24 protein-coding genes and 2 tRNA genes are annotated in these 20,632 nt (G+C 29.1%); 25 read left to right on the top strand and 1 reads right to left on the bottom strand.

What is annotated here, in order from left to right:
• Nucleotides 1-53 precede the first annotated feature (53 nt).
• The 14 genes from AACK91_RS06405 (at nt 54) to AACK91_RS06470 (ending at nt 13,460) form a co-directional block, all read left to right on the top strand.
• Nucleotides 54-812: a DUF4011 domain-containing protein gene (locus tag AACK91_RS06405; protein ID WP_338965301.1), complete on the top strand. Its 759-nt coding sequence runs from the start codon at nt 54-56 to the stop codon at nt 810-812.
• A 204-nt stretch (nt 813-1,016) separates the two neighbouring features.
• Nucleotides 1,017-1,748, top strand: a complete 732-nt coding sequence (locus AACK91_RS06410) for an AAA domain-containing protein (RefSeq protein ID WP_338965303.1) — start codon at nt 1,017-1,019, stop codon at nt 1,746-1,748.
• A gap of 74 nt (nt 1,749-1,822) precedes the next feature.
• Complete coding sequence (locus tag AACK91_RS06415; RefSeq protein WP_338963247.1) at nt 1,823-2,785, top strand: IS1/IS1595 family N-terminal zinc-binding domain-containing protein; 963 nt, start codon at nt 1,823-1,825, stop codon at nt 2,783-2,785.
• Nucleotides 2,786-2,842: 57 nt separating this feature from the next.
• A complete protein-coding gene (locus AACK91_RS06420; protein WP_338965306.1) occupies nt 2,843-4,720 on the top strand; it encodes an AAA domain-containing protein in 1,878 nt (625 codons plus the stop codon).
• 147 nt (nt 4,721-4,867) lie between these two features.
• Nucleotides 4,868-5,950 (top strand): hypothetical protein, encoded by a 1,083-nt coding sequence (locus AACK91_RS06425; RefSeq protein WP_338965309.1) that lies wholly within the window; start codon nt 4,868-4,870, stop codon nt 5,948-5,950.
• 309 nt (nt 5,951-6,259) lie between these two features.
• Nucleotides 6,260-7,222 carry an IS1/IS1595 family N-terminal zinc-binding domain-containing protein gene (locus AACK91_RS06430; protein ID WP_338963247.1) on the top strand — a complete coding sequence of 321 codons (963 nt, stop codon included), beginning with the start codon at nt 6,260-6,262 and terminating at the stop codon, nt 7,220-7,222.
• A 150-nt stretch (nt 7,223-7,372) separates the two neighbouring features.
• Nucleotides 7,373-7,449, top strand: a tRNA-Ile gene (locus AACK91_RS06435).
• A gap of 16 nt (nt 7,450-7,465) precedes the next feature.
• Nucleotides 7,466-7,541, top strand: a tRNA-Ala gene (locus AACK91_RS06440).
• Nucleotides 7,542-7,787: 246 nt separating this feature from the next.
• Nucleotides 7,788-8,717: a hypothetical protein gene (locus AACK91_RS06445; RefSeq protein ID WP_338965311.1), complete on the top strand. Its 930-nt coding sequence runs from the start codon at nt 7,788-7,790 to the stop codon at nt 8,715-8,717.
• A gap of 98 nt (nt 8,718-8,815) precedes the next feature.
• Nucleotides 8,816-9,268: a 50S ribosomal protein L9 gene (gene rplI, locus AACK91_RS06450; RefSeq protein ID WP_338965313.1), complete on the top strand. Its 453-nt coding sequence runs from the start codon at nt 8,816-8,818 to the stop codon at nt 9,266-9,268.
• Nucleotides 9,269-9,271: 3 nt separating this feature from the next.
• Entirely contained in the window at nt 9,272-10,645 is a 1,374-nt protein-coding gene (dnaB, locus tag AACK91_RS06455; protein ID WP_338965314.1) for a replicative DNA helicase, read from the top strand.
• 67 nt (nt 10,646-10,712) lie between these two features.
• Nucleotides 10,713-11,927 carry a lipoprotein gene (locus tag AACK91_RS06460; RefSeq protein ID WP_338965316.1) on the top strand — a complete coding sequence of 405 codons (1,215 nt, stop codon included), beginning with the start codon at nt 10,713-10,715 and terminating at the stop codon, nt 11,925-11,927.
• Nucleotides 11,927-12,394 carry a 23S rRNA (pseudouridine(1915)-N(3))-methyltransferase RlmH gene (locus tag AACK91_RS06465; protein WP_338965318.1) on the top strand — a complete coding sequence of 156 codons (468 nt, stop codon included), beginning with the start codon at nt 11,927-11,929 and terminating at the stop codon, nt 12,392-12,394. Before AACK91_RS06460 ends, AACK91_RS06465 begins: the two co-directional genes overlap by 1 nt.
• Before the next feature lie 103 nt (nt 12,395-12,497).
• Nucleotides 12,498-13,460, top strand: coding sequence for an IS1/IS1595 family N-terminal zinc-binding domain-containing protein (locus AACK91_RS06470; RefSeq protein ID WP_338963247.1), 963 nt, complete (start codon nt 12,498-12,500; stop codon nt 13,458-13,460).
• Between the two features lie 118 nt (nt 13,461-13,578).
• On the opposite strand, the gene AACK91_RS06475 is transcribed toward AACK91_RS06470, so the two are convergent.
• The gene (locus tag AACK91_RS06475) at nt 13,579-14,064 is read right to left on the bottom strand and encodes a hypothetical protein (RefSeq protein ID WP_338965321.1); all 486 of its coding nucleotides are present in this window, start codon (nt 14,062-14,064) and stop codon (nt 13,579-13,581) included.
• A 310-nt stretch (nt 14,065-14,374) separates the two neighbouring features.
• Here AACK91_RS06475 and rpsJ point away from each other — a divergent pair, with 310 nt between their 5' ends.
• The 11 genes from rpsJ (at nt 14,375) to rpsQ (ending at nt 20,627) form a co-directional block, all read left to right on the top strand.
• Entirely contained in the window at nt 14,375-14,683 is a 309-nt protein-coding gene (gene rpsJ, locus AACK91_RS06480; RefSeq protein ID WP_040092918.1) for a 30S ribosomal protein S10, read from the top strand.
• Nucleotides 14,684-14,747: 64 nt separating this feature from the next.
• A complete protein-coding gene (gene rplC / locus AACK91_RS06485) occupies nt 14,748-15,518 on the top strand; it encodes a 50S ribosomal protein L3 (RefSeq protein WP_040092920.1) in 771 nt (256 codons plus the stop codon).
• Between the two features lie 22 nt (nt 15,519-15,540).
• Nucleotides 15,541-16,167 (top strand): 50S ribosomal protein L4, encoded by a 627-nt coding sequence (gene rplD / locus AACK91_RS06490; RefSeq protein ID WP_338965331.1) that lies wholly within the window; start codon nt 15,541-15,543, stop codon nt 16,165-16,167.
• Complete coding sequence (rplW, locus tag AACK91_RS06495) at nt 16,167-16,454, top strand: 50S ribosomal protein L23 (protein ID WP_070406459.1); 288 nt, start codon at nt 16,167-16,169, stop codon at nt 16,452-16,454. The genes rplD and rplW overlap by 1 nt, the downstream gene beginning before the upstream one ends.
• 56 nt (nt 16,455-16,510) lie before the next feature.
• Entirely contained in the window at nt 16,511-17,347 is an 837-nt protein-coding gene (rplB, locus tag AACK91_RS06500) for a 50S ribosomal protein L2 (protein ID WP_338965337.1), read from the top strand.
• 86 nt (nt 17,348-17,433) lie between these two features.
• Nucleotides 17,434-17,709: a 30S ribosomal protein S19 gene (rpsS, locus tag AACK91_RS06505; protein WP_338965339.1), complete on the top strand. Its 276-nt coding sequence runs from the start codon at nt 17,434-17,436 to the stop codon at nt 17,707-17,709.
• Nucleotides 17,710-17,737: 28 nt separating this feature from the next.
• Nucleotides 17,738-18,076, top strand: a complete 339-nt coding sequence (rplV, locus tag AACK91_RS06510; protein ID WP_338965341.1) for a 50S ribosomal protein L22 — start codon at nt 17,738-17,740, stop codon at nt 18,074-18,076.
• 19 nt (nt 18,077-18,095) lie between these two features.
• Nucleotides 18,096-18,854: a 30S ribosomal protein S3 gene (gene rpsC / locus AACK91_RS06515; RefSeq protein WP_338965342.1), complete on the top strand. Its 759-nt coding sequence runs from the start codon at nt 18,096-18,098 to the stop codon at nt 18,852-18,854.
• The gene (rplP, locus tag AACK91_RS06520) at nt 18,854-19,267 is read left to right on the top strand and encodes a 50S ribosomal protein L16 (protein ID WP_338965343.1); all 414 of its coding nucleotides are present in this window, start codon (nt 18,854-18,856) and stop codon (nt 19,265-19,267) included. Before rpsC ends, rplP begins: the two co-directional genes overlap by 1 nt.
• A 2-nt stretch (nt 19,268-19,269) precedes the next feature.
• Nucleotides 19,270-20,370: a 50S ribosomal protein L29 gene (gene rpmC, locus AACK91_RS11615; RefSeq protein ID WP_419334804.1), complete on the top strand. Its 1,101-nt coding sequence runs from the start codon at nt 19,270-19,272 to the stop codon at nt 20,368-20,370.
• The gene (rpsQ, locus tag AACK91_RS06530) at nt 20,367-20,627 is read left to right on the top strand and encodes a 30S ribosomal protein S17 (protein ID WP_338966587.1); all 261 of its coding nucleotides are present in this window, start codon (nt 20,367-20,369) and stop codon (nt 20,625-20,627) included. Before rpmC ends, rpsQ begins: the two co-directional genes overlap by 4 nt.
• Nucleotides 20,628-20,632: the final 5 nt, after the last annotated feature.

A 20,632-nucleotide genomic window follows, 5' to 3' on the forward strand; every position in this document is an offset into this window, starting at 1 on the left:
TTATGAAATAATAAAATTAATCAGTTGCAAATTTATTTAAATGGAGGTTATAAATGAATATACGGGAAATTAAAGAACGTGTTATAGCAAGAAGTAAAAATAGTTTAGCAAATTTTGTGGATTTAAAACGCCAATCATTTCGAGTTATTGATTTATTTGAAATTGGCAATTATTTAGGAAATCAAAACTTGTTTCAAGAGTTATTAATAAAAGGAAAAATATCATTAGATTTTTTAAATAACAAAACGGTTTTAAAACCCACTTTATCAATCTTAACAGATTATGAAACAGATAGAATTTATGAAAAAAATAATGAAATAGATGTTAATGATAATATAAATGAGTATATTTTATGAAGAAAAAATGAAATATATCAGAAATTACTTAAATTAAATAAAACGGATGCAGAGTCTCGTCGAGAAACAGGGATTTCACATTTGAAAATTGGATTTCCTTTTGTTTCTGGTGCATATTATGATGAAAATAATAAAATAGATTATTATCGAGGACCATTATTCTTTTTTAACGTTACGTTTGAGCAAGCAAACAATAAATTTAGTATTAATTGAGATCAAAATATTAATCCAAACATTAATTTATTAAGTCGATCGGGATATTTTTTAAAGACAGATTTAGCGAATGAAATTGAACAACTGGAAAATGATGAAAATGATAATAATTCAATTTTTGAAATTATTAAAAATAAATATGATTTAATGCTCAACATTTTTTGTGAGAAATTAAATATCAATATTCCAAATTTAGAATTTGTAAAAGAATTTAATCTTGTAAAATTTCCATTTAAGTTTTAGTCATTAGCAACATTAAGAAAAAAAGCAGAAATTATTGATTCATCTTTAGTTTATAGTGCTTTAATTGGGTTTTATAAAACCGAAAGTGCAGAATTAATTCATGATTTAGATAATTGGGAAAATTCAGAAGAATATTTTACTGAATTAGAAAATCAATTAAGTAACAAGGATGTTGTTGATAAGAATTATAATCCTATTAAATCAATGGGAAAAATTGTGCAAATTTCAGAATTAGATTTTTCACAAAAATTAGCTATTTCATCAGCATTACAAAAAAATCTTGTTATTAATGGTCCACCGGGGACGGGTAAATCACAAACAATTGTTAATTTGTTAATTAATATTTTGAATAATAATAAAAAAGCGCTTTTTTGTGCTGAAAAAAGAGTTGCAACAGAAGTCGTTTATAATAGACTAAAACATTTTCAAACCTTTGCTTTATTAATTTATGATTTAAAAAATGATAAAAAATTGTTTATTAATCAGTTACGTAAAAGTTTTTCTTCTTTAAGAATGTGAAGTTCACAGCCGGTGCAATCAACAGAAGATATTTCAACTAAAATTAATGAATTATTAAATCAAATTAGTAATTTTCATGATGCTTTAGCAACCGAAGATGCTCAAACATATATTAATGATTTAACAAAATATAGAGGCAAAGTTGCTGATGAGATTATTAGTAAAGTCAAAGATTACGAAATTTTTAATAATATTTTATTAAATAATTTTGATGAACAATGTCAGCAAATTAAAACATATTTACAGGCTAGTGATTATTATGATTATATTTTAGCAAAAAGTAATATTATTAAAAATTTTACAGCTTTCAAAAAGGTAGTAAATTTTAATTGAAATGCTACTACAGAAAAAGAATTAGTTATTGTTCAATACTATTTAACAGATAAATTAAAGCATAAGATTAGTTTTTGGCTTTAATTTTGTCGAAAACTCTTGATATTTATAAAATATACCTAAAATTAGGTATATTTTTAATATATAGAGGTAAATAAATGATGAAAAAAATAATTACAGAATTAATAAATAGCTTAACAGATGATCAATTTTTAGAATTTTATGAAAAAATAAAACAACAAGCAGACTTAATTAAAAAACAAAAACGTTTAAATGAAATTGATCAAAAATTTAGAGATAAAGGCATTATATGTCCTAATTGCAAATCTTTTCATTGTGTTAAAAATGGTCATAATTCCGAAGGAAAACAAAAATATTTATGTAAAAAATGTCGTGCTAGTTTTGATGCATTTCGTCATCATTTTACTTATTGAAGTCATTTAAATTATGAACAGTGAAATTTATTAATTCAAATTTCATTGTTAGGACAATCTAGTAAAATAATTTCTCGTTTTATTAAAACAACCCCAAAAACCGCTTGATATAATCGACAAAAATTAATGCAATCAAAACAATTAGAAAATACACAGTTAAAATTTAAAAAATTAAATGGTCAAATCCAAATGGATGAAACATTTATTAAAGAAATTCATAAAGGCAATTTTAAAGATAAATTTGATAAACGAAAAACTCATCTCGATCCATTTTCAACTGATACCAAATGCTGTATTCAAATGGCAGTTGATAGCAATAATAATATTTTTGTTCAATCCACCAATACCAAAAGATTACAAAAACAATGGATTATTGAAAATATGAATAAGCAACTAATTAAAGAAAAATCAATAATTATTTCTGATATGCAACCACTATATTTATTAGTAGCAAAACAAACAAATTCTACTCTATATTCCACCAAAACTAGTACAAACCCTGATACTAGTTATCAAAAGTTAAATAAGATTAGTAAATTACAATCCAGTCTTAAAGAAGCCTTAATTCATTATCATGGTTTGGGTTTCACTAATATTCAAAATTATTTAAAGCTCTGAAAATGAAAATACCAACACAAAGGTTTAACACCAAACCAACAATCAACGGTATTATATTTTAACGTTTAAAAAATTTAAAGCAAAATCATAATCTTACACAAAATTAGTTTTCAAATTGTCATATTGATGATTTTTTTTATTTCATCAAGAGTTTTCGACAAAATTAAAGGTTTTTGGAATAAAAGAAAAGTAAAAAAATATTATACTAGTAATATTTTAAATTCAGAGTTTGAATTGTTTGATGAACTTATAAATGAATATCAATATTTAGGAACAAAATGAAGTAATAATTATTCTGTAAGTTTTAATAACGAAATAAAAGATATTCTTAGTATTTTAAAAGATAATAAACTTAGTTTAGAGTATTTAATAAAATGTATTAGTATTAGTTTAAAAAAATTTGAAGATAAGTATTTGGATGTTTTCAAATTAGAAGAAATTGATTGAAAATCTGAATATAAAAAATTAATTAAGAAAAAGCAAAAAATAGATTTAAAAAATTTGCATATTAAATTTGCAAAACATATAATGTTCAAAATTGAAGTATTACAGCAAGAACAACCGAAATTATATGTAAAATTTGAGCGCTTAATGGATGGAAAACGATTGCCAACTCTTAAAAAAATGATGGAATCATACAGAGTCTTTATTTCTGAAATTTTTCCAATTATTATTTCTTCAATTGAAGGCGGGATAACATTGTTTCCAAATAAAAGAGGGAGTATTGATTATATGATTTTTGATGAGGCTTCACAAATTTTTTTAGAGCGAGGTATTAGTTTAATGAATCGTGGTCAAAAAGTTATTGTTGCAGGAGATGGAAAACAACTTCAACCATCGAATTTTTTTGCAAAAAATCTTGATGATTATGATGAAGAAGATGATATTGATGAATTTAAAGCAAGCGAGTATTCATCACTACTAGAATTTGCAACCACTTTCTTTTCAAAGGAAATGTTAAATTATCACTATAGTTCAGAGAATCGTGAATTAATTGAATTCTCTAATAAAATATTTTATGAAGGAAAACTCTTAGTTTGTGAAAAACCATATAAAAAACAGAAGGCAATTGAAGTTCGCAATGTTGATGGAAAATGAATTAATCAAAGAAATGAAATTGAGGCAAATACTGTTGTGCAAGAAATTCTGAATATTTTAGACAATAGAAAAAATAATGAAACAATTGGGGTTGTTGCATTTAATAAGAACCAAGCAAATTTAATTTTAGAAAAATTGGAAAAACTAAATGATCCGATAGTTGAATGAGAAATGAATGGTAAGTCTGATGTTAATAAATTTTTATTTGTAAAAAATCTTGAAGAAGTACAAGGAGATGAAAGAGATATTATTATTTTTTCAGTTTCATTTGCAAGAGATAGTGTTACAAATCGTTTAAAACGAAATTTTGGTCCTATTAATAATAGAAATGGTGAAAATCGAATTAATGTTGCGGTTTCCCGAGCTATTAAAAAAATTATTGTTGTAAAATCAATCAAGGGTCATGATTTTGGTTATGATATTTCAGCACTAAAATCTGAAGGAGCAAAAGTATTTGCTGACTATATTAATTATGTTGATCACTTGCAATCATGCAATTTAGATAATGAGGTTTTTCAATCAATTTGAAGTAAATATCTTATAGAATATAGTGATGAGAATCCTTATCAACAAATGGATAGTATTTTAGAAGAAGAAATTTATACTCAATTGAAAAAACATTTAAATGGAGAAAGATTTGAAATTATTCCGCAAGTAAAACAATCTGGTTTTCGGATTGATTTAGGAATTAAAGATAAAACAACAGGTAATTTTGTGTTAGCAATTGAGTGTGATGGTCATACATATCATTCTAAGCCAATGGACCGAGCTCGAGATATTTGGCGACAATCAATTTTAGAAAGTAATGGTTGAAAATTTGAACGAATTTCATCGTTGCAGTGATGAAAAGGAAACCAAAATAAAGTAATTGAGCGAGTTTTAAAGAAAATAGAAACTTTAAGTTAGAGTTTAAAGGAATAATTATTTTTTATTTTTTAAAGAAATAACCTATTAATTAAAAAATAGATATAATATTATATATTATTTCCTTTTTTTATGCTATAATATATATAGTAAAGTATGGGTAGAAGATAGGGTAAATGAGGTGTAGTAATGAATAATGGCTTTTATATCTTACCAAATGAAGAAGGATATTTAGTGAAGTCACATGATACCAATAGTGAAATAGCGTTATTTAGAAGTCGCCGTGATGCTGAAGTGTTTATTAGTACACTAACGTTGTCACCATCAATTTCACCTACAAATAATTATTCAGCAGTATCAGCAATCCCACAATATTCGACACCACCACAACAACAAGTTATTACTCCGTATCCTGCGGCTAGTGGTGCTTCGCCACAAGTCTTTTTTATTCAACAACCAGCGCTAGCGCCATATCCGTATTATCCAATGATGCCGCCAATGCCACCAATGGGAATGCACCCAGGAATGTATCACGGCATGTATCCTAACCATTGATCGCAAAATGGCTGTGGTGGTGGATGCACTTGTGGCCATGGGGGTTATCATGAACATTCAGAAGAAGATTACCATCGAAAAGATTCTACAGAAAAAAATCATCAGGGCAGTAAAAGGGATGATGATTTAAGAAAGAATGCTGATGAAGATAATGATCGCCAACAAAGCGGTCGTGGTTTTAATTCTGAAAATGTGGCTGTTTCAAATGTTACTGATATTAAATCAGAACCTCTACAAACAGCCCAAGTTGAACCAATAGCACCCGTTACTGCACAAGAACAATATAATAGTACACAACCAATTGGTACAAATGAATTGCCTTTAGAACAACAAGGAGCAGAGAGTGGCCCATTAGGATCACAAGGATTTGGGCAACAAGGAACATCTGGTGAGCAACAACAAAATCAAGCGGGGGCAGGAATGCCAGATTACTACGAACAAGCTTTTGTTGCAAACCCAGTTTATGTTAACCAAGATTTATCACAACCGCAAGCGACAACGAAACCAACTGATTTAAATGATGATGATTTCTTTAGTTTTATTAATGATAATGATTTTAATCATAATTCAGAAATGTCAAAGAAAGAAACAAAACGTTTAGCAAAAGAAGAATTAAAAGCGGCAAAATTGCAAGCAAAGTTAGAAAAACAAAGTCGTAAAAAATCAAATCGTGAGAATGTTAACGATATTGAAGACTTAAATCCGATTGTAAAATAAAAAGTAATTTAAATACTTTTGCAATGTTTCTTTTAACTAAGAGAATATTAATAAAAACCTTTCTAGGTTTTTATTAATATCTAAAGTTAGGAGAAACATTTTTATATGGTTAAAAATTATATTAATTATTATTTAATTTAATTATTTTTTACTGATAGTTACTATAAATAATTAGATTAGGGTTCTAAAAATTATTTTCTTATTTTTTTAAAATATTTTGGGTTTATAGCTTTAATTTTGTCGAAAACTCTTGATATTTATAAAATATACCTAAAATTAGGTATATTTTTAATATATAGAGGTAAATAAATGATGAAAAAAATAATTACAGAATTAATAAATAGCTTAACAGATGATCAATTTTTAGAATTTTATGAAAAAATAAAACAACAAGCAGACTTAATTAAAAAACAAAAACGTTTAAATGAAATTGATCAAAAATTTAGAGATAAAGGCATTATATGTCCTAATTGCAAATCTTTTCATTGTGTTAAAAATGGTCATAATTCCGAAGGAAAACAAAAATATTTATGTAAAAAATGTCGTGCTAGTTTTGATGCATTTCGTCATCATTTTACTTATTGAAGTCATTTAAATTATGAACAGTGAAATTTATTAATTCAAATTTCATTGTTAGGACAATCTAGTAAAATAATTTCTCGTTTTATTAAAACAACCCCAAAAACCGCTTGATATAATCGACAAAAATTAATGCAATCAAAACAATTAGAAAATACACAGTTAAAATTTAAAAAATTAAATGGTCAAATCCAAATGGATGAAACATTTATTAAAGAAATTCATAAAGGCAATTTTAAAGATAAATTTGATAAACGAAAAACTCATCTCGATCCATTTTCAACTGATACCAAATGCTGTATTCAAATGGCAGTTGATAGCAATAATAATATTTTTGTTCAATCCACCAATACCAAAAGATTACAAAAACAATGGATTATTGAAAATATGAATAAGCAACTAATTAAAGAAAAATCAATAATTATTTCTGATATGCAACCACTATATTTATTAGTAGCAAAACAAACAAATTCTACTCTATATTCCACCAAAACTAGTACAAACCCTGATACTAGTTATCAAAAGTTAAATAAGATTAGTAAATTACAATCCAGTCTTAAAGAAGCCTTAATTCATTATCATGGTTTGGGTTTCACTAATATTCAAAATTATTTAAAGCTCTGAAAATGAAAATACCAACACAAAGGTTTAACACCAAACCAACAATCAACGGTATTATATTTTAACGTTTAAAAAATTTAAAGCAAAATCATAATCTTACACAAAATTAGTTTTCAAATTGTCATATTGATGATTTTTTTTATTTCATCAAGAGTTTTCGACAAAATTAAAGGTTTATAGTTGTTTTTTAAATAAAATTAATGTTATAATGATTTAGGTTTTCGGGCTATAGCTCAGTTGGTTAGAGCGCACCCCTGATAAGGGTGAGGTCGATGGTTCAAGTCCATTTAGCCCGACCATTTTTTATCTAATTTTGGGCCCGTAGCTCAGCTGGGAGAGCACCTGCCTTGCACGCAGGGGGTCGACGGTTCGATCCCGTTCGGGTCCACCATTTCAAATATATTTAATTTAAACAGTAAACAATAAACAAAACATATCAAATTCCCATTGGTATGTTTTTTTAATTGTTTAGAAAAGATAATTGGTTAAGAAAATAGAATGCAATAAAAAAGCGATGATTATTAAAATTATTTTATTTATCATCAAATATAAATCCAAAGTTATTGCTTTAATTAATCTTGTTTTTTTGGTATAATATATATAATGTAGAAATAAAAAATATAATCAGGGGTGAAGTATGTCAATTTTTGATAAAAATGAAAATAAAAGATATGCGTATTTTTTAACAAATTTTAAAGAAATTTTATCTGATTGGTCAGTGATGGTCAATGACCAATTTATTAAAACATCGTTAGATAATTCGTCAACTAAATTATTTGGAATGAATGTTGATAAAGCAATTATTTTTTTTAATATTAATTTAGAAGTAAATAATACTTTACAAGAATTAGGAATTATAAAAGAAAGTTATAGTATTGATTTGATTAATGACTTGGAATTAGATTTAAATAAAAAATCAGTTCAAAAAAAAGATCAAAAAAATTATGATGTAATTTATAATCAAATTGATACCTTTTTTGTTGAAGATTCAGAACTATTAAAGTTTTGTGAGTATAGTTTAAATGTTGTTAATTTATCAACAGAAACAGATGGACCAACTATTAATGCTTTAAATAATTATAAGTCAATTGCTTTTAATAGTTTCCCAACTAAAATTTATGAATTGTTAGATTGATTTGGCATTGATGTTGTTGAGACAATTAGTAACAGTTGCAAGGTTAAACGTTTTGGTGTAAAAGAAAATCATTTTGGTAGTAACAGAAAGTTAAGACGAAAACCGGGGTTTACATCAAAGCGCTCATTTGATAATGATAATGATGATGAAGAAAAAATTAATAAGGAATCAATCTTTACGGAGTATTTTGCTAATAATGGTGATATTAATGCTAAGTTAACAGTATTAAATAAATTATTGCCGTTGTTAGAAGAAAAACGCACAGACATCAAAGAATTTAATCCTAAGTTAGAATATGATATTTTTAGTTTCTTACAACATACAAAATATCGTAATTCATTAACATACCAAGAAGATCCTGATGCAGAAAAACGCTTAGACAAGGTTTTTAAGAAAGCTGTCTTATGTTTGTACTTATTAGATATTGGTTAAAAACGAATAGTATCATTCGTTTTTTATTATCCTTCTTAAAATGATAAAAGAAGTATTTTTTTAAGATAGTTTTCCTATATAATTGATAATAGGTGATTATGATGAAAGTTATTTTAATTAAATATGTTAAGGGCAAAGGCAAAATTAATGATGTGATTGAAGTTTCAGATGGTTATGCGAAAAATTATTTAATTAAAGAAGGATTTGGGATTCCAACAACCCCAGCTAATTTAGCAAAACTCAATGTTGTTCTATCCGAACAAGCAGCCCAAGCAGCAGCAAATAAAGCGACATTAGAAGAACTAAAGACAGCTTTAGAACAATTAACCTTAAATTTTAAATTAAAAGTTCATGATAATAAAACTTTTGGTTCAATTTCATTAACCCAAATTGAAGATCGTTTGGCAAAAGAATTTAATTTAAAAGTTGATAAAAAGAAATTTCTTGATAATAATAATTTAACAAGTTTTGGGTTGCACTATTTAAAAATTAAATTAGCCCCTAATTTAATTGCAACTTTGAAGGTGATGATTGATAAAAAGGAGAGTTAGGTAATGGATAACTTAAGTAAAAAAGAGTTAAATAAGATTAATGTTATTAATGAAGCGGAAAAAAATGTTTTAGCAATTATTGCTCATTCAATTGCTGCTGCAGAAGAAGTGTTTTCAATTTTAACAGAAGAAGATTTTACCGTAATGAATTATAAAGTTATCTTTAAAGCCTTACAAGAACAGTTTTTGGCAAAAGTAGCCATTAACATTACGACATTAAGTAATTATATGTTAAAAAATAATATGTTAAATAAAATTGGGGGAATTGAATTTTTAACAGATTTATTTCAATCATATACAACTGATGCAAATTTAACAGAGTATTTAGATATTATTATTAAAAACACCACTTCACGCCGTTTAAAAGCGGTGCTTGAAAATATCCATCGTGAAATTGAAACTCATCAGCCAATTGATGAAGTTGTTAGCAAAGCCGAAAAAGAGATTTTAGATGTTAAAAAAGAACGAAAAGGAAATTTATTTAAAACATTATTTGATGAAGTTGACAAAGTTTTACAAAAAATTGAATTGTTAGAAAATTCTGGTGAAATGTTAACAGGTAGTCCAAGTGGTTTTCGTGATTTAGACCGAATGACATCAGGTTTTCAAAAAGGGGATTTTATTATTCTAGCAGCACGACCATCAATGGGGAAAACGGCATTAGCTCTAAATTTTGCTGTTAAATCTGCAGCACAATCAAAAAAAGCTGTTGCGATTTTTTCAGTTGAAATGCCCGCAGAACAATTGATTCAACGGATGATTGGGAGTTATTCAACAGTGGATTCAGCAAAAGTTCGTACTGGAAAAGGTTTACAAACTCGTGATTGAGAAAATATTACAAAGGCTGCGGACTTTTTAAAACAAACCAAGTTATTTATTGATGATACACCAGGATTAAAAGTTATTGAATTACAATCAAAACTTCGAAAACTGTGTCGTGAAAATGAAGTTGGATTAGTTGTTATTGATTATTTACAATTATTGAGTACGGGAACGCATTTTAGTGATTCTCGTCAACAAGAGGTTTCAACTATTTCGCGCCAATTAAAAGCTTTAGCGCGGGAATTAGAAGTACCAATTATTTGTTTATCTCAGCTATCACGGTCAGTTGAAAAACGAGAAGATAAACGTCCAATTATGTCAGACTTACGTGATTCAGGGGCAATTGAACAAGATGCTGATATTATTATGTTTTTATTTCGTGAAGACTATTATGAAACCTATGATCCAAATAACTTATATGCTCCATTGGAAACTGAAAAAGCACAGTTAATTTTATCGAAGCATCGGAATGGCCCAACTGGTAGTGTCGAATTATTATTTGTAAAAAAACATGGTTCATTTGCTGATTATGGTTTGCAAAATGCTAAAATTTAGGTTAACATTTTAGTTAGTAGCAGAGATGCAATTATATTAAATAAACGCTTAGGAAAAGGGGTCTAAAATGCGTAAATTATTATCACTTTTTACAGCAACAACTTTAATTACAACATCAACAACTTCACTTGTTGCTTGTAATACAACACCGCAAGGAAATCCGGTGCCTGTTTTTGTATATAATGGGAATCAAAAATTTAGTCATGCGCCGACTGTAACTGGAAAATCAGTTAATGGAATCGATAACGCTGCTGAATCAGGGAAAGATGAAACGGGAGCTCCTTATGAATATAGTTTACAAGGGAGAAGAATGGGATTAATTAGTAATGTCGTTGTTCCATTTTTAACTGGAATAAATTTAACAAAAGACAATAGTAAGACAACTGTAAAAGGAGCAAATTGAACACCAGAACAAATTGCTGCCGGATTACAAGAACAAAAAGATAATATTATTTCAAATGCAAAAATTGATGGAACTGACCCTTTTGATAATGCAAAAAAAATTAATCAAAAAACCTTATGAGAAGAATTTTTTACTAATTATTCAACTAGTTATGATTCATATTATACCCAAGTTGGTTTAACGGCAAATGAAAACCCAACTGTTGTTGATCCTAATAATCAAAATTTAGTAACAATGAGTGGTAATGCAGAAAAAACATCAAATAAAGATTGGGTGAAAGAACATACGTGAGGTAGTAAAAAATGACCTTATACACCACCATCATTAAAAACTTTATCGCCAGTTGCGACAATTTTAGATTGATTAAATGATCCAAATAACAATTATAATAAAGGATTTGACCAGATTAATGAGAACCGTGGTTATCAATCAGCTCGTTATCTTGCGATAACAATTCCAAATGTAACAATTCGGTTTGAATTCCAAGGCGAACATAAACGTTTTACTTTTTCAGCAATAATTGATAAATTAGTTGCTTACGCTAATTACTTGGTTTATAAAAATCCAAATAGTAGTACGGATAAACCAACATACGCTCATCAATGGTTTTTTCTTAGTTATGGTTTTTATGATTTTAGTAAATTAACAAATGATGATTATCATGACTATAATTTTAAGATTCCAGTTCCTAATATCGATCCAAGTGTTAGTATTGCATTAGGATATGTTAAAAAAGGTGACAAAGATGGAATTTTAACAGCTGATGAAGATAAAAAAGTTGATAAAAATGGACAATTTCCATCGTTATCACCAGATTATGCTTTTCCTGATTTAAAATGAAAAATTAATGTTGATTCAATGACAGATCAATACAAGTAATGGATATTAAAATTTTAACAGTTGGTTCATTAGATAAAAGTTTCTTAATATCGGGTTGTGCTTTGTTTTTAGAGCGAATTAAACATTATGCTAAAATCGAAATCATTGAAATAAAAGAAATTGTAAATAAAAATGAACAAGTAGCAGTTAATAAACAAACAGTATTAGTAATAAAAAAAGCTTTAGATTATCCCGATTATTATAAAGTATTATTAGCTCTGGATGGTAAATCATTAACAAGTGAAAAAATTGCTGCTTTAATAGCAGATGTTAAGGATTTTAAAAAAGCAAAATTAATGTTTATTATTGGTGGTAGTCATGGTTTTAATTTAACAATCCAAGGACAGGTTGCTTTTCAATTAAACTTTGGAGCAATAACATTACCGCATCAATTATGTCGATTAATTTTACTAGAACAAATTTATCGGGGATTTAAAATTATTAATAATGAAGTTTATCACAAATAAATTAACAGTATAAAAGAGTTTTTCTTTAATTTTGTCGAAAACTCTTGATATTTATAAAATATACCTAAAATTAGGTATATTTTTAATATATAGAGGTAAATAAATGATGAAAAAAATAATTACAGAATTAATAAATAGCTTAACAGATGATCAATTTTTAGAATTTTATGAAAAAATAAAACAACAAGCAGACTTAATTAAAAAACAAAAACGTTTAAATGAAATTGATCAAAAATTTAGAGATAAAGGCATTATATGTCCTAATTGCAAATCTTTTCATTGTGTTAAAAATGGTCATAATTCCGAAGGAAAACAAAAATATTTATGTAAAAAATGTCGTGCTAGTTTTGATGCATTTCGTCATCATTTTACTTATTGAAGTCATTTAAATTATGAACAGTGAAATTTATTAATTCAAATTTCATTGTTAGGACAATCTAGTAAAATAATTTCTCGTTTTATTAAAACAACCCCAAAAACCGCTTGATATAATCGACAAAAATTAATGCAATCAAAACAATTAGAAAATACACAGTTAAAATTTAAAAAATTAAATGGTCAAATCCAAATGGATGAAACATTTATTAAAGAAATTCATAAAGGCAATTTTAAAGATAAATTTGATAAACGAAAAACTCATCTCGATCCATTTTCAACTGATACCAAATGCTGTATTCAAATGGCAGTTGATAGCAATAATAATATTTTTGTTCAATCCACCAATACCAAAAGATTACAAAAACAATGGATTATTGAAAATATGAATAAGCAACTAATTAAAGAAAAATCAATAATTATTTCTGATATGCAACCACTATATTTATTAGTAGCAAAACAAACAAATTCTACTCTATATTCCACCAAAACTAGTACAAACCCTGATACTAGTTATCAAAAGTTAAATAAGATTAGTAAATTACAATCCAGTCTTAAAGAAGCCTTAATTCATTATCATGGTTTGGGTTTCACTAATATTCAAAATTATTTAAAGCTCTGAAAATGAAAATACCAACACAAAGGTTTAACACCAAACCAACAATCAACGGTATTATATTTTAACGTTTAAAAAATTTAAAGCAAAATCATAATCTTACACAAAATTAGTTTTCAAATTGTCATATTGATGATTTTTTTTATTTCATCAAGAGTTTTCGACAAAATTAAAGGAGTTTTTTATACTTTTTTTATTTTTTTGATCTTTTTTTTGATTGAGCTGCTTGTGTCATCATTTCAATTTTTCGTTTTCGGGCTAATTCAGAAAGTCCAGTTGTGTTTTTTTCTAATAATAGTTGGCGATAATATGGATTATTTTTTTTCGCTAATTTAACAATTTTAACACGATCAGCAACAGTCATATTATTAACATCAATATAATTAGGGTCATTAGTTTTAAAAGCTTGTTTTCTTAACTGGTTATTCTTTTTTTGGGCATTTAATAAAATTTTATACATTGGATTATTTTTATCAATTATTTTTTTCTTATCAAGTTTTGGTTTTTTCTTTGTTTTACGGTATACTTCATGGGCTCGTGATGTTTTACGTGCTAAATTATCAAGCTCAATTTTAACTACTTGTGCTTTAAACTCTTGGATTTTTTCATAACGTAAATCATGTTCAACAATTTTTGACTTTTTTCATATGATAGTTTTATCATCCTTTTTGTTTGCCATTTTTCTCCTCACCCTTTGTTACTTTTATACAATAATAATTATAACGAGATTAAAAAAATAATAAAAGATAAGATAATATTTTTCTGTTACTGACGATTATGAATGTGATAATAATTGCTAATTTTATCCCCTTTAAAATATTATTTTTTTTATTTTTTTTTAAAAAAGTACTTGCATTATTGGATGTTATCCAATAAAATAAATTAGCATGTATATTTTGTGGAAACGTCTTTTATGGTCTATCTTTGATACACTGATAGGCGTTGTCAATGTTTACACAAAAAATATAAATAAATTAGGAGGAAAAGTAATGGCTCAAACTAAAATGAGAATAAAATTAAAGGGTTATGATCACCGTGTGGTTGATCAATCAATTCAAAAAATCATTGAAGCAGCTCAAGCCGCAGGAGTAAAAGTTAAAGGACCAATTCCTTTACCAACTGATCGTGAAATCATTACTATTTTACGTGCAACTCATAAATACAAAGATTCAAGAGAACAATTTGAAATGAGAACACATAAAAGAATTATTGATATCATTAATCCTGATGGTCCAAAAGTAATTGATACTCTAAAACGTGTTCAATTACCAAGTGGTGTTGAAATTGAAATGAAATAAATAACCGCTCTTAAATTTAATTTATCAGCAAGATATACATGACGTATTTTCAAGGAGGAAAGAAATGAAAGGAATCTTAGGACGCAAAATTGGTATGACACAAGTTTTTGCTACCGATGGTAGACTAATACCAGTTACAGTAGTTGAAGTACAACCTAATGTTGTTTTACAAGTGTTAAGTAAAGAAAAAAATGGTTATCAAGCGCTTCAATTAGCTGTCGAAGATAAAAGAATTAACTTGGTTTCAAAACCAGACCAAGGACAATTTAAAAAAGCGAATACAACACCTAAGCGCTTCGTTAAAGAAATCAGAAACATGGATGGCTATAATTCTGGCGATATTATTAAAGCTGATATCTTTACTGCTGGGGAATTCGTTGATGTAACCGGAACTTCAAAAGGGAAAGGATTTACAGGGTCAATTAAACGACACAACTATTCACGTGGACCAATGGGTCATGGATCAGGATATCACCGTGGAGTTGGGTCAATGGGACCAATTGCTCCAAACCGCATTTTAAAATCAAAAAAAATGCCGGGGCATATGGGAGCTGAAAAAGTAACAATTCAAAATTTAGAAGTAGTTGCAATTGACACTGTAAAAAACGCCTTGTTAGTAAAAGGTTCAATTCCGGGACCAAACAAACAGTTTGTAGTTATTAAAGAAACAATTAAAGGTTTAAACCCAAAGACACCAACAGAACTAATTAAAAGAACTGTTGAATCAAAAACACCAGAACCCGAAATTAAAACAGAAAAACCAGTTGAGGTAGTTGCTGAAACACCAGTTGAAGCAGCACCAGCAACCGATGCACCAGCATCAGTTGAAGAATAGTTTTGTAGAAAGGAATTTTAAAATGAAATTACAAGTACTTGATGCGAAGGGAAGTAGCATTAAAGAAATTAGTGTAAATAAGACAATTTGAGGGATTGAACCACACCAACAAGCAATGTTTGATGCTGTTGTTGCGCAACAATCGGCAATGCGTCAAGGTACACACAAAACTAAAACAAGAACTGAAGTATCTGGTGGGGGAAGAAAACCTTGAAGACAAAAAGGTACTGGTCGTGCTCGCCAGGGTTCAATTAGAGCACCACAATGAAAAGGAGGAGGCATCGTATTTGGTCCAACTCCAGAAAAAAATTACTTAAAACATGTTAATAAAAAAGTAAGAAGATTAGCAATTAAATCAGCATTATCATTAAAAACACAAGACAAAAATTTAGTGATAATTGATCAATTTGGAATTGAACAACCTTCAACAAAAGCAATGGTTGGGGTTTTAAATAATTTAAAAGTTAATAATGAAAAATTATTAATCATTACAACCGATGGTGATGAAGTTAACTTTAAATCATCACGTAATATTGAAAAAGTAAATATAATTACATCTGCTGGAATTAATATTTATGATTTACTAAATGCTGACAAACTACTAATAACAGAACAAGCGGTTAAAGCAATTGAGGAGGTGTACGCATAATGCATATTACAAATGTCATTAAAAAACCAATTTTATCAGAAAAAACATATCGTAATATGGCTGATGGGGTTTACACTTTTGAAGTGGCACGTACTGCTAATAAAGTTCAAATTAAAAAAGCTTTTGAAAAAATCTTTGAAGTAAAGGTTGAAAAAGTTAATGTTATTAATTATGACCCAAAAGAAAAGAAAATGGGAAAATTTGTTGGAGAAACAACGTATACAAAACGTGCAATCATTAAATTAAAACCAGGAGAAAAATTAGATTTATTAGGAGAAGATAAATAATTCCAGGATACAACTATCTGGGACTGTTTATTGGCGAAATAGGAGGATAAATAAAAATGCCAATTAAGAGTTTTAAACCAGTTACACCGAGTCGTCGTAATATGACAACATTAGATTATTCCGTTCTAACAACTGATCGTCCGGAAAAATCATTAATTGAAACTCGGAAAAGACATGCTGGTCGTAATAACCAAGGGGTTATTACCACAAGACATAAAGGTGCCGGTCATAAAGTTAAATATCGAATTATTGACTTTAAGCGAAATAAGGATGATGTTGTTGGTAAAATTGCCACAATTGAATATGATCCAAATCGTAATGCCTTTATTTCTTTAGTTAATTATGTTGATGGTGAAAAAAGATATATTTTAGCACCAAAAACAATTAAAGTTGGAATGCAAATTATTAGTGGGGAAAAAAATGATATTAAAGTTGGAAACTGCATGAAATTAAAAAACATTCCAGAAGGGACAGTATTTCATAATTTAGAATTACGTCCTGGTAAAGGTGGACAATTAGCGCGTTCAGCGGGTTCATCAGTTCAATTACTAGGGAAAGATGAAGATGGTAAATATGTTACAATTCGGCTAACTTCTGGTGAAGTTCGTAAGGTTCTAGCTGAATGTCGTGCAACTATCGGAGAAGTTGGAAATGAAGACTATGGCTTAGTAAATTGAGGAAAAGCAGGACGTAACCGTTGACGCGGAATTCGGCCAACTGTTCGTGGGTCAGTTATGAACCCAAATGATCACCCGCATGGTGGGGGAGAAGGAAAAGCTCCTGTTGGGCGTAAAGCACCAATGACACCATGAGGTAAAAAAGCATTAGGAGTAAAAACTCGTAATAAGAAAAAAGCTTCAACTAAACTAATTGTTAGAAGACGCACTAAATAATCTTACTAATTAGCAGTCAAATATGACGAATAGTAGTTGAAAGTAAAGATTGAAATTAGAGAGATTATTTAAAAGGAGGTACAACAATGTCACGAAGTCTAAAAAAAGGACCATTTGTTGATAAACATTTACAAAAAAAAGTTGAAGCATTAAATGCAATAAATAAAAAAGAAGTTGTTAAGACTTGATCAAGAAGAAGCGTTATTTTCCCTGAATTTATTAGTCATACCTTTGCTGTACATAACGGAAAAGAACATATTCCGGTTTATGTTACTGAAGATATGGTTGGTCATAAATTAGGAGAATTCTCACCAACGAGAAAATTTGGTGGCCATGGCGATGATAAGAAAAAGAAAAAATAATTAAATTCAGAAAGTGAGTATTATATAAATGAATGTAAGAGCAAACTTAAGAAGTATTCGAATATCGCCACGAAAAGTTAGATTGGTTATCGATTTAATTCGAAATAAAAAAGTGGGAGACGCAATAGTTATTCTTAACAACACAAACAAAAAATCATCAGTACCAGTTCAAAAATTAGTAAAGTCAGCAGTGGCAAACGCTGTTAACAATAATGGCTTGGATGCTGATCGCTTATTTATTAAAGAAATCTTCGTTAACGAAGGACCAACATTAAAACGATTCCGTCCTCGTGCCCACGGACGCGCATATGAAATTTTAAAGAGAACAAGTCACATCACAGTTACTGTTAGTGATGGGCAGCAATAAGAAAGGAAGATAACAAGATATGGGTCAAAAAGTTAGTCCAACGGGATTACGTGTTGGAGTTATTAAAACACGAGATTCAAGATGATATGCTGAAAAGCAAGATTATGTGAATTGATTGCATCAAGATATCAAAATTAGAAAAGCTCTAATGAAAAAATTAAAAGGAGCTAGTGTTTCTAAAATTGAAATTGAGCGAACAAAAAAAGAAATTGTTATCTTTATTAGAACTGCTCGTGTTGGTGTTGTCTTGGGGCAAGAAGGAAAAAACATCGTCGAATTAGTAAAACTAGTAAGAGTTACAATTGGTGATCGTAAAATGGAAGTAAAAATTAATGTTGTTGAAATTAAAAACCCCGATACTGATGCACAATTAGTTGCAAATACAATTGCAGAACAAATTGTTAATCGTGCATCATTCAGAACTGTGCAAAAGTTAGCAATTAAAAAAGCAATGAAAGCTGGTGCACAAGGAATTAAAACTGCTGTATCAGGACGTTTAGGTGGCGTTGATATGGCTCGTACCGAAGGATATACCGAAGGAACAGTACCATTAGCCACTTTACGTAGTGATATTGATTATGCTTTGGCTGAAGCTTTGACAACTTATGGTCAAATCGGTGTTAAGGTTTGAATTTGTAAAGGTGAAATCTTAAGTAAAGATCTAGTCACAACTAGCGATGAAAAACCAAAGTTTGAACGAAGAGATTATGATCGTTCGAACAATAATCGTCGTGAATATCCACCAAAATCACGTTCTGCTCCTAAGGAGGCAAAATAATGTTATTACCAAAAAGAACGAAATATCGTCGTCCACATCGGATTAAATACGAAGGAAAAGCAAAAGGGAATACTAAAGTTGATTTTGGAGAATTTGGATTACAGTCACTAGATGGAGCACGAATTACAAACCGTCAAATCGAAGCAGCGCGGATTGCTATGACACGTTATATGAAACGTTGAGGAAAAGTTTGAATTAGAATTTTTCCCCATATGGCAAAAACTAAAAAACCATTAGAAGTACGGATGGGATCAGGGAAAGGTTCACCAGAAGAATGAGTAGCAGTAGTTAAAACGGGAACTGTTATGTTTGAAGTAGCAGGAGTTTCAGAAGAAACAGCCCGTGAAGCGTTACGTTTAGCAATGCATAAATTACCAGTGAGATGTAAGATTATAAAAAAAGGAGAAGAGTAAGGATGAATGATTTAAACAAAAAATCAGTTGAAGAGTTAAAAAGACTGGAAGAAGAATCACGCGCTGAATTATTTGCTTTAAGATTTCAATCAGCAATGGGGAACTTAGAAAAACCACATCGCATTGGGGAATTGAAAAAACAAATTGCTCGCATTTTAACAATCTTATCTTCTCGTAAAAAAGCTGGTGAAAACACAGCAATTAATGTCAAAATTAATTTAAGTGAAACATACGCTAAAATTGAAAAAGAATCACAAGAATTTGCAAAGCAACGCAAAGCCAAAATTGATCAAATTATGGCAGAACAAGAAGGTCCCGAAGACAACATGGCAAGTTTAATGGATTTACCATTAACTGATGCGATGGAAATGACGGCGGAAGGACCAAATCTTGAACCAGTTGCTAAAGCAGATGACAAAAAACCAGCAGCGGTAAAAGCAGCAACAACAAAAGAAGTTTCAGCAGCCCCCGCGAAAAAACCAGCAGCACAGTTGCAAGAAAGCAAACCAGCTGCTAATAAAACAACTAAGTCAGCACCAAAAAAAGAAGCTGACAAAAAACCAACTACCCCTGCGGTAAAGAAAGAACCTGCTAAAGCAACGCCAAAAGCAGCCCCAGCAGCGTCTTCTAAAACTCCAGTGGTAAAGAAAGAACCTGCTAAACCAGCAGGAGCAAATGATGCTGCTTTAAAATCTTTAATTAAAAAGAACGAAGCAGCAAAAGCAGTTAGTAAACCAGCTGCACCAACAACAAGTAGCAAATCAACAGTAACCGTTAAATCAGTTACTTCGGCAAAAGCAGAAATCGAAATGCCAAAAGTAACAAAAAAATCAACGGGAACTAATACTGCAAAAAAAGATGTTGAACTTAATGCAAAAGAAAAATTAGCAGCAATGAAAAGTTCAATTTCAATCGGAACAGAAAAAGGTCGCGGAACAGGTGTTAAAATCAATCTAGATTTAAAAGCAAAAGATCCAAAAGCATCAGAGTATACTTATGGAACAAATTGAAAAGAAAATCGTGATAAAATTTTAACTGCTGGAAAAACAACAAAAAAAGCCGATGATAAAACAACTACCAAGAAAGGGACAGGGAAAAAATAATGGAAAGAAATAGTCGAAAAGTGCTACAAGGCCGTGTTATTTCGGATCGAAGCAATAAAACAATTACTGTTTTAGTTGAAACATACAAAAACCACCCATTATATAAAAAACGTGTTGAGTATTCAAAAAAATATTTAGCTCACGACGAATATGAACAAGCACATACCGGGGATAAGGTAAGTATTATGGAAACACGCCCCTTATCAAAAACTAAACACTTTCGTTTAATTGAAGTTATTGAAAAAGCAATTGGTTAATTAAG

The sequence above is a fragment of the Spiroplasma endosymbiont of Sarcophaga carnaria genome, assembly GCF_964019595.1.
In the GTDB taxonomy this organism is placed as follows: domain Bacteria; phylum Bacillota_I; class Bacilli_A; order Mycoplasmatales; family Mycoplasmataceae; genus Spiroplasma; species Spiroplasma poulsonii.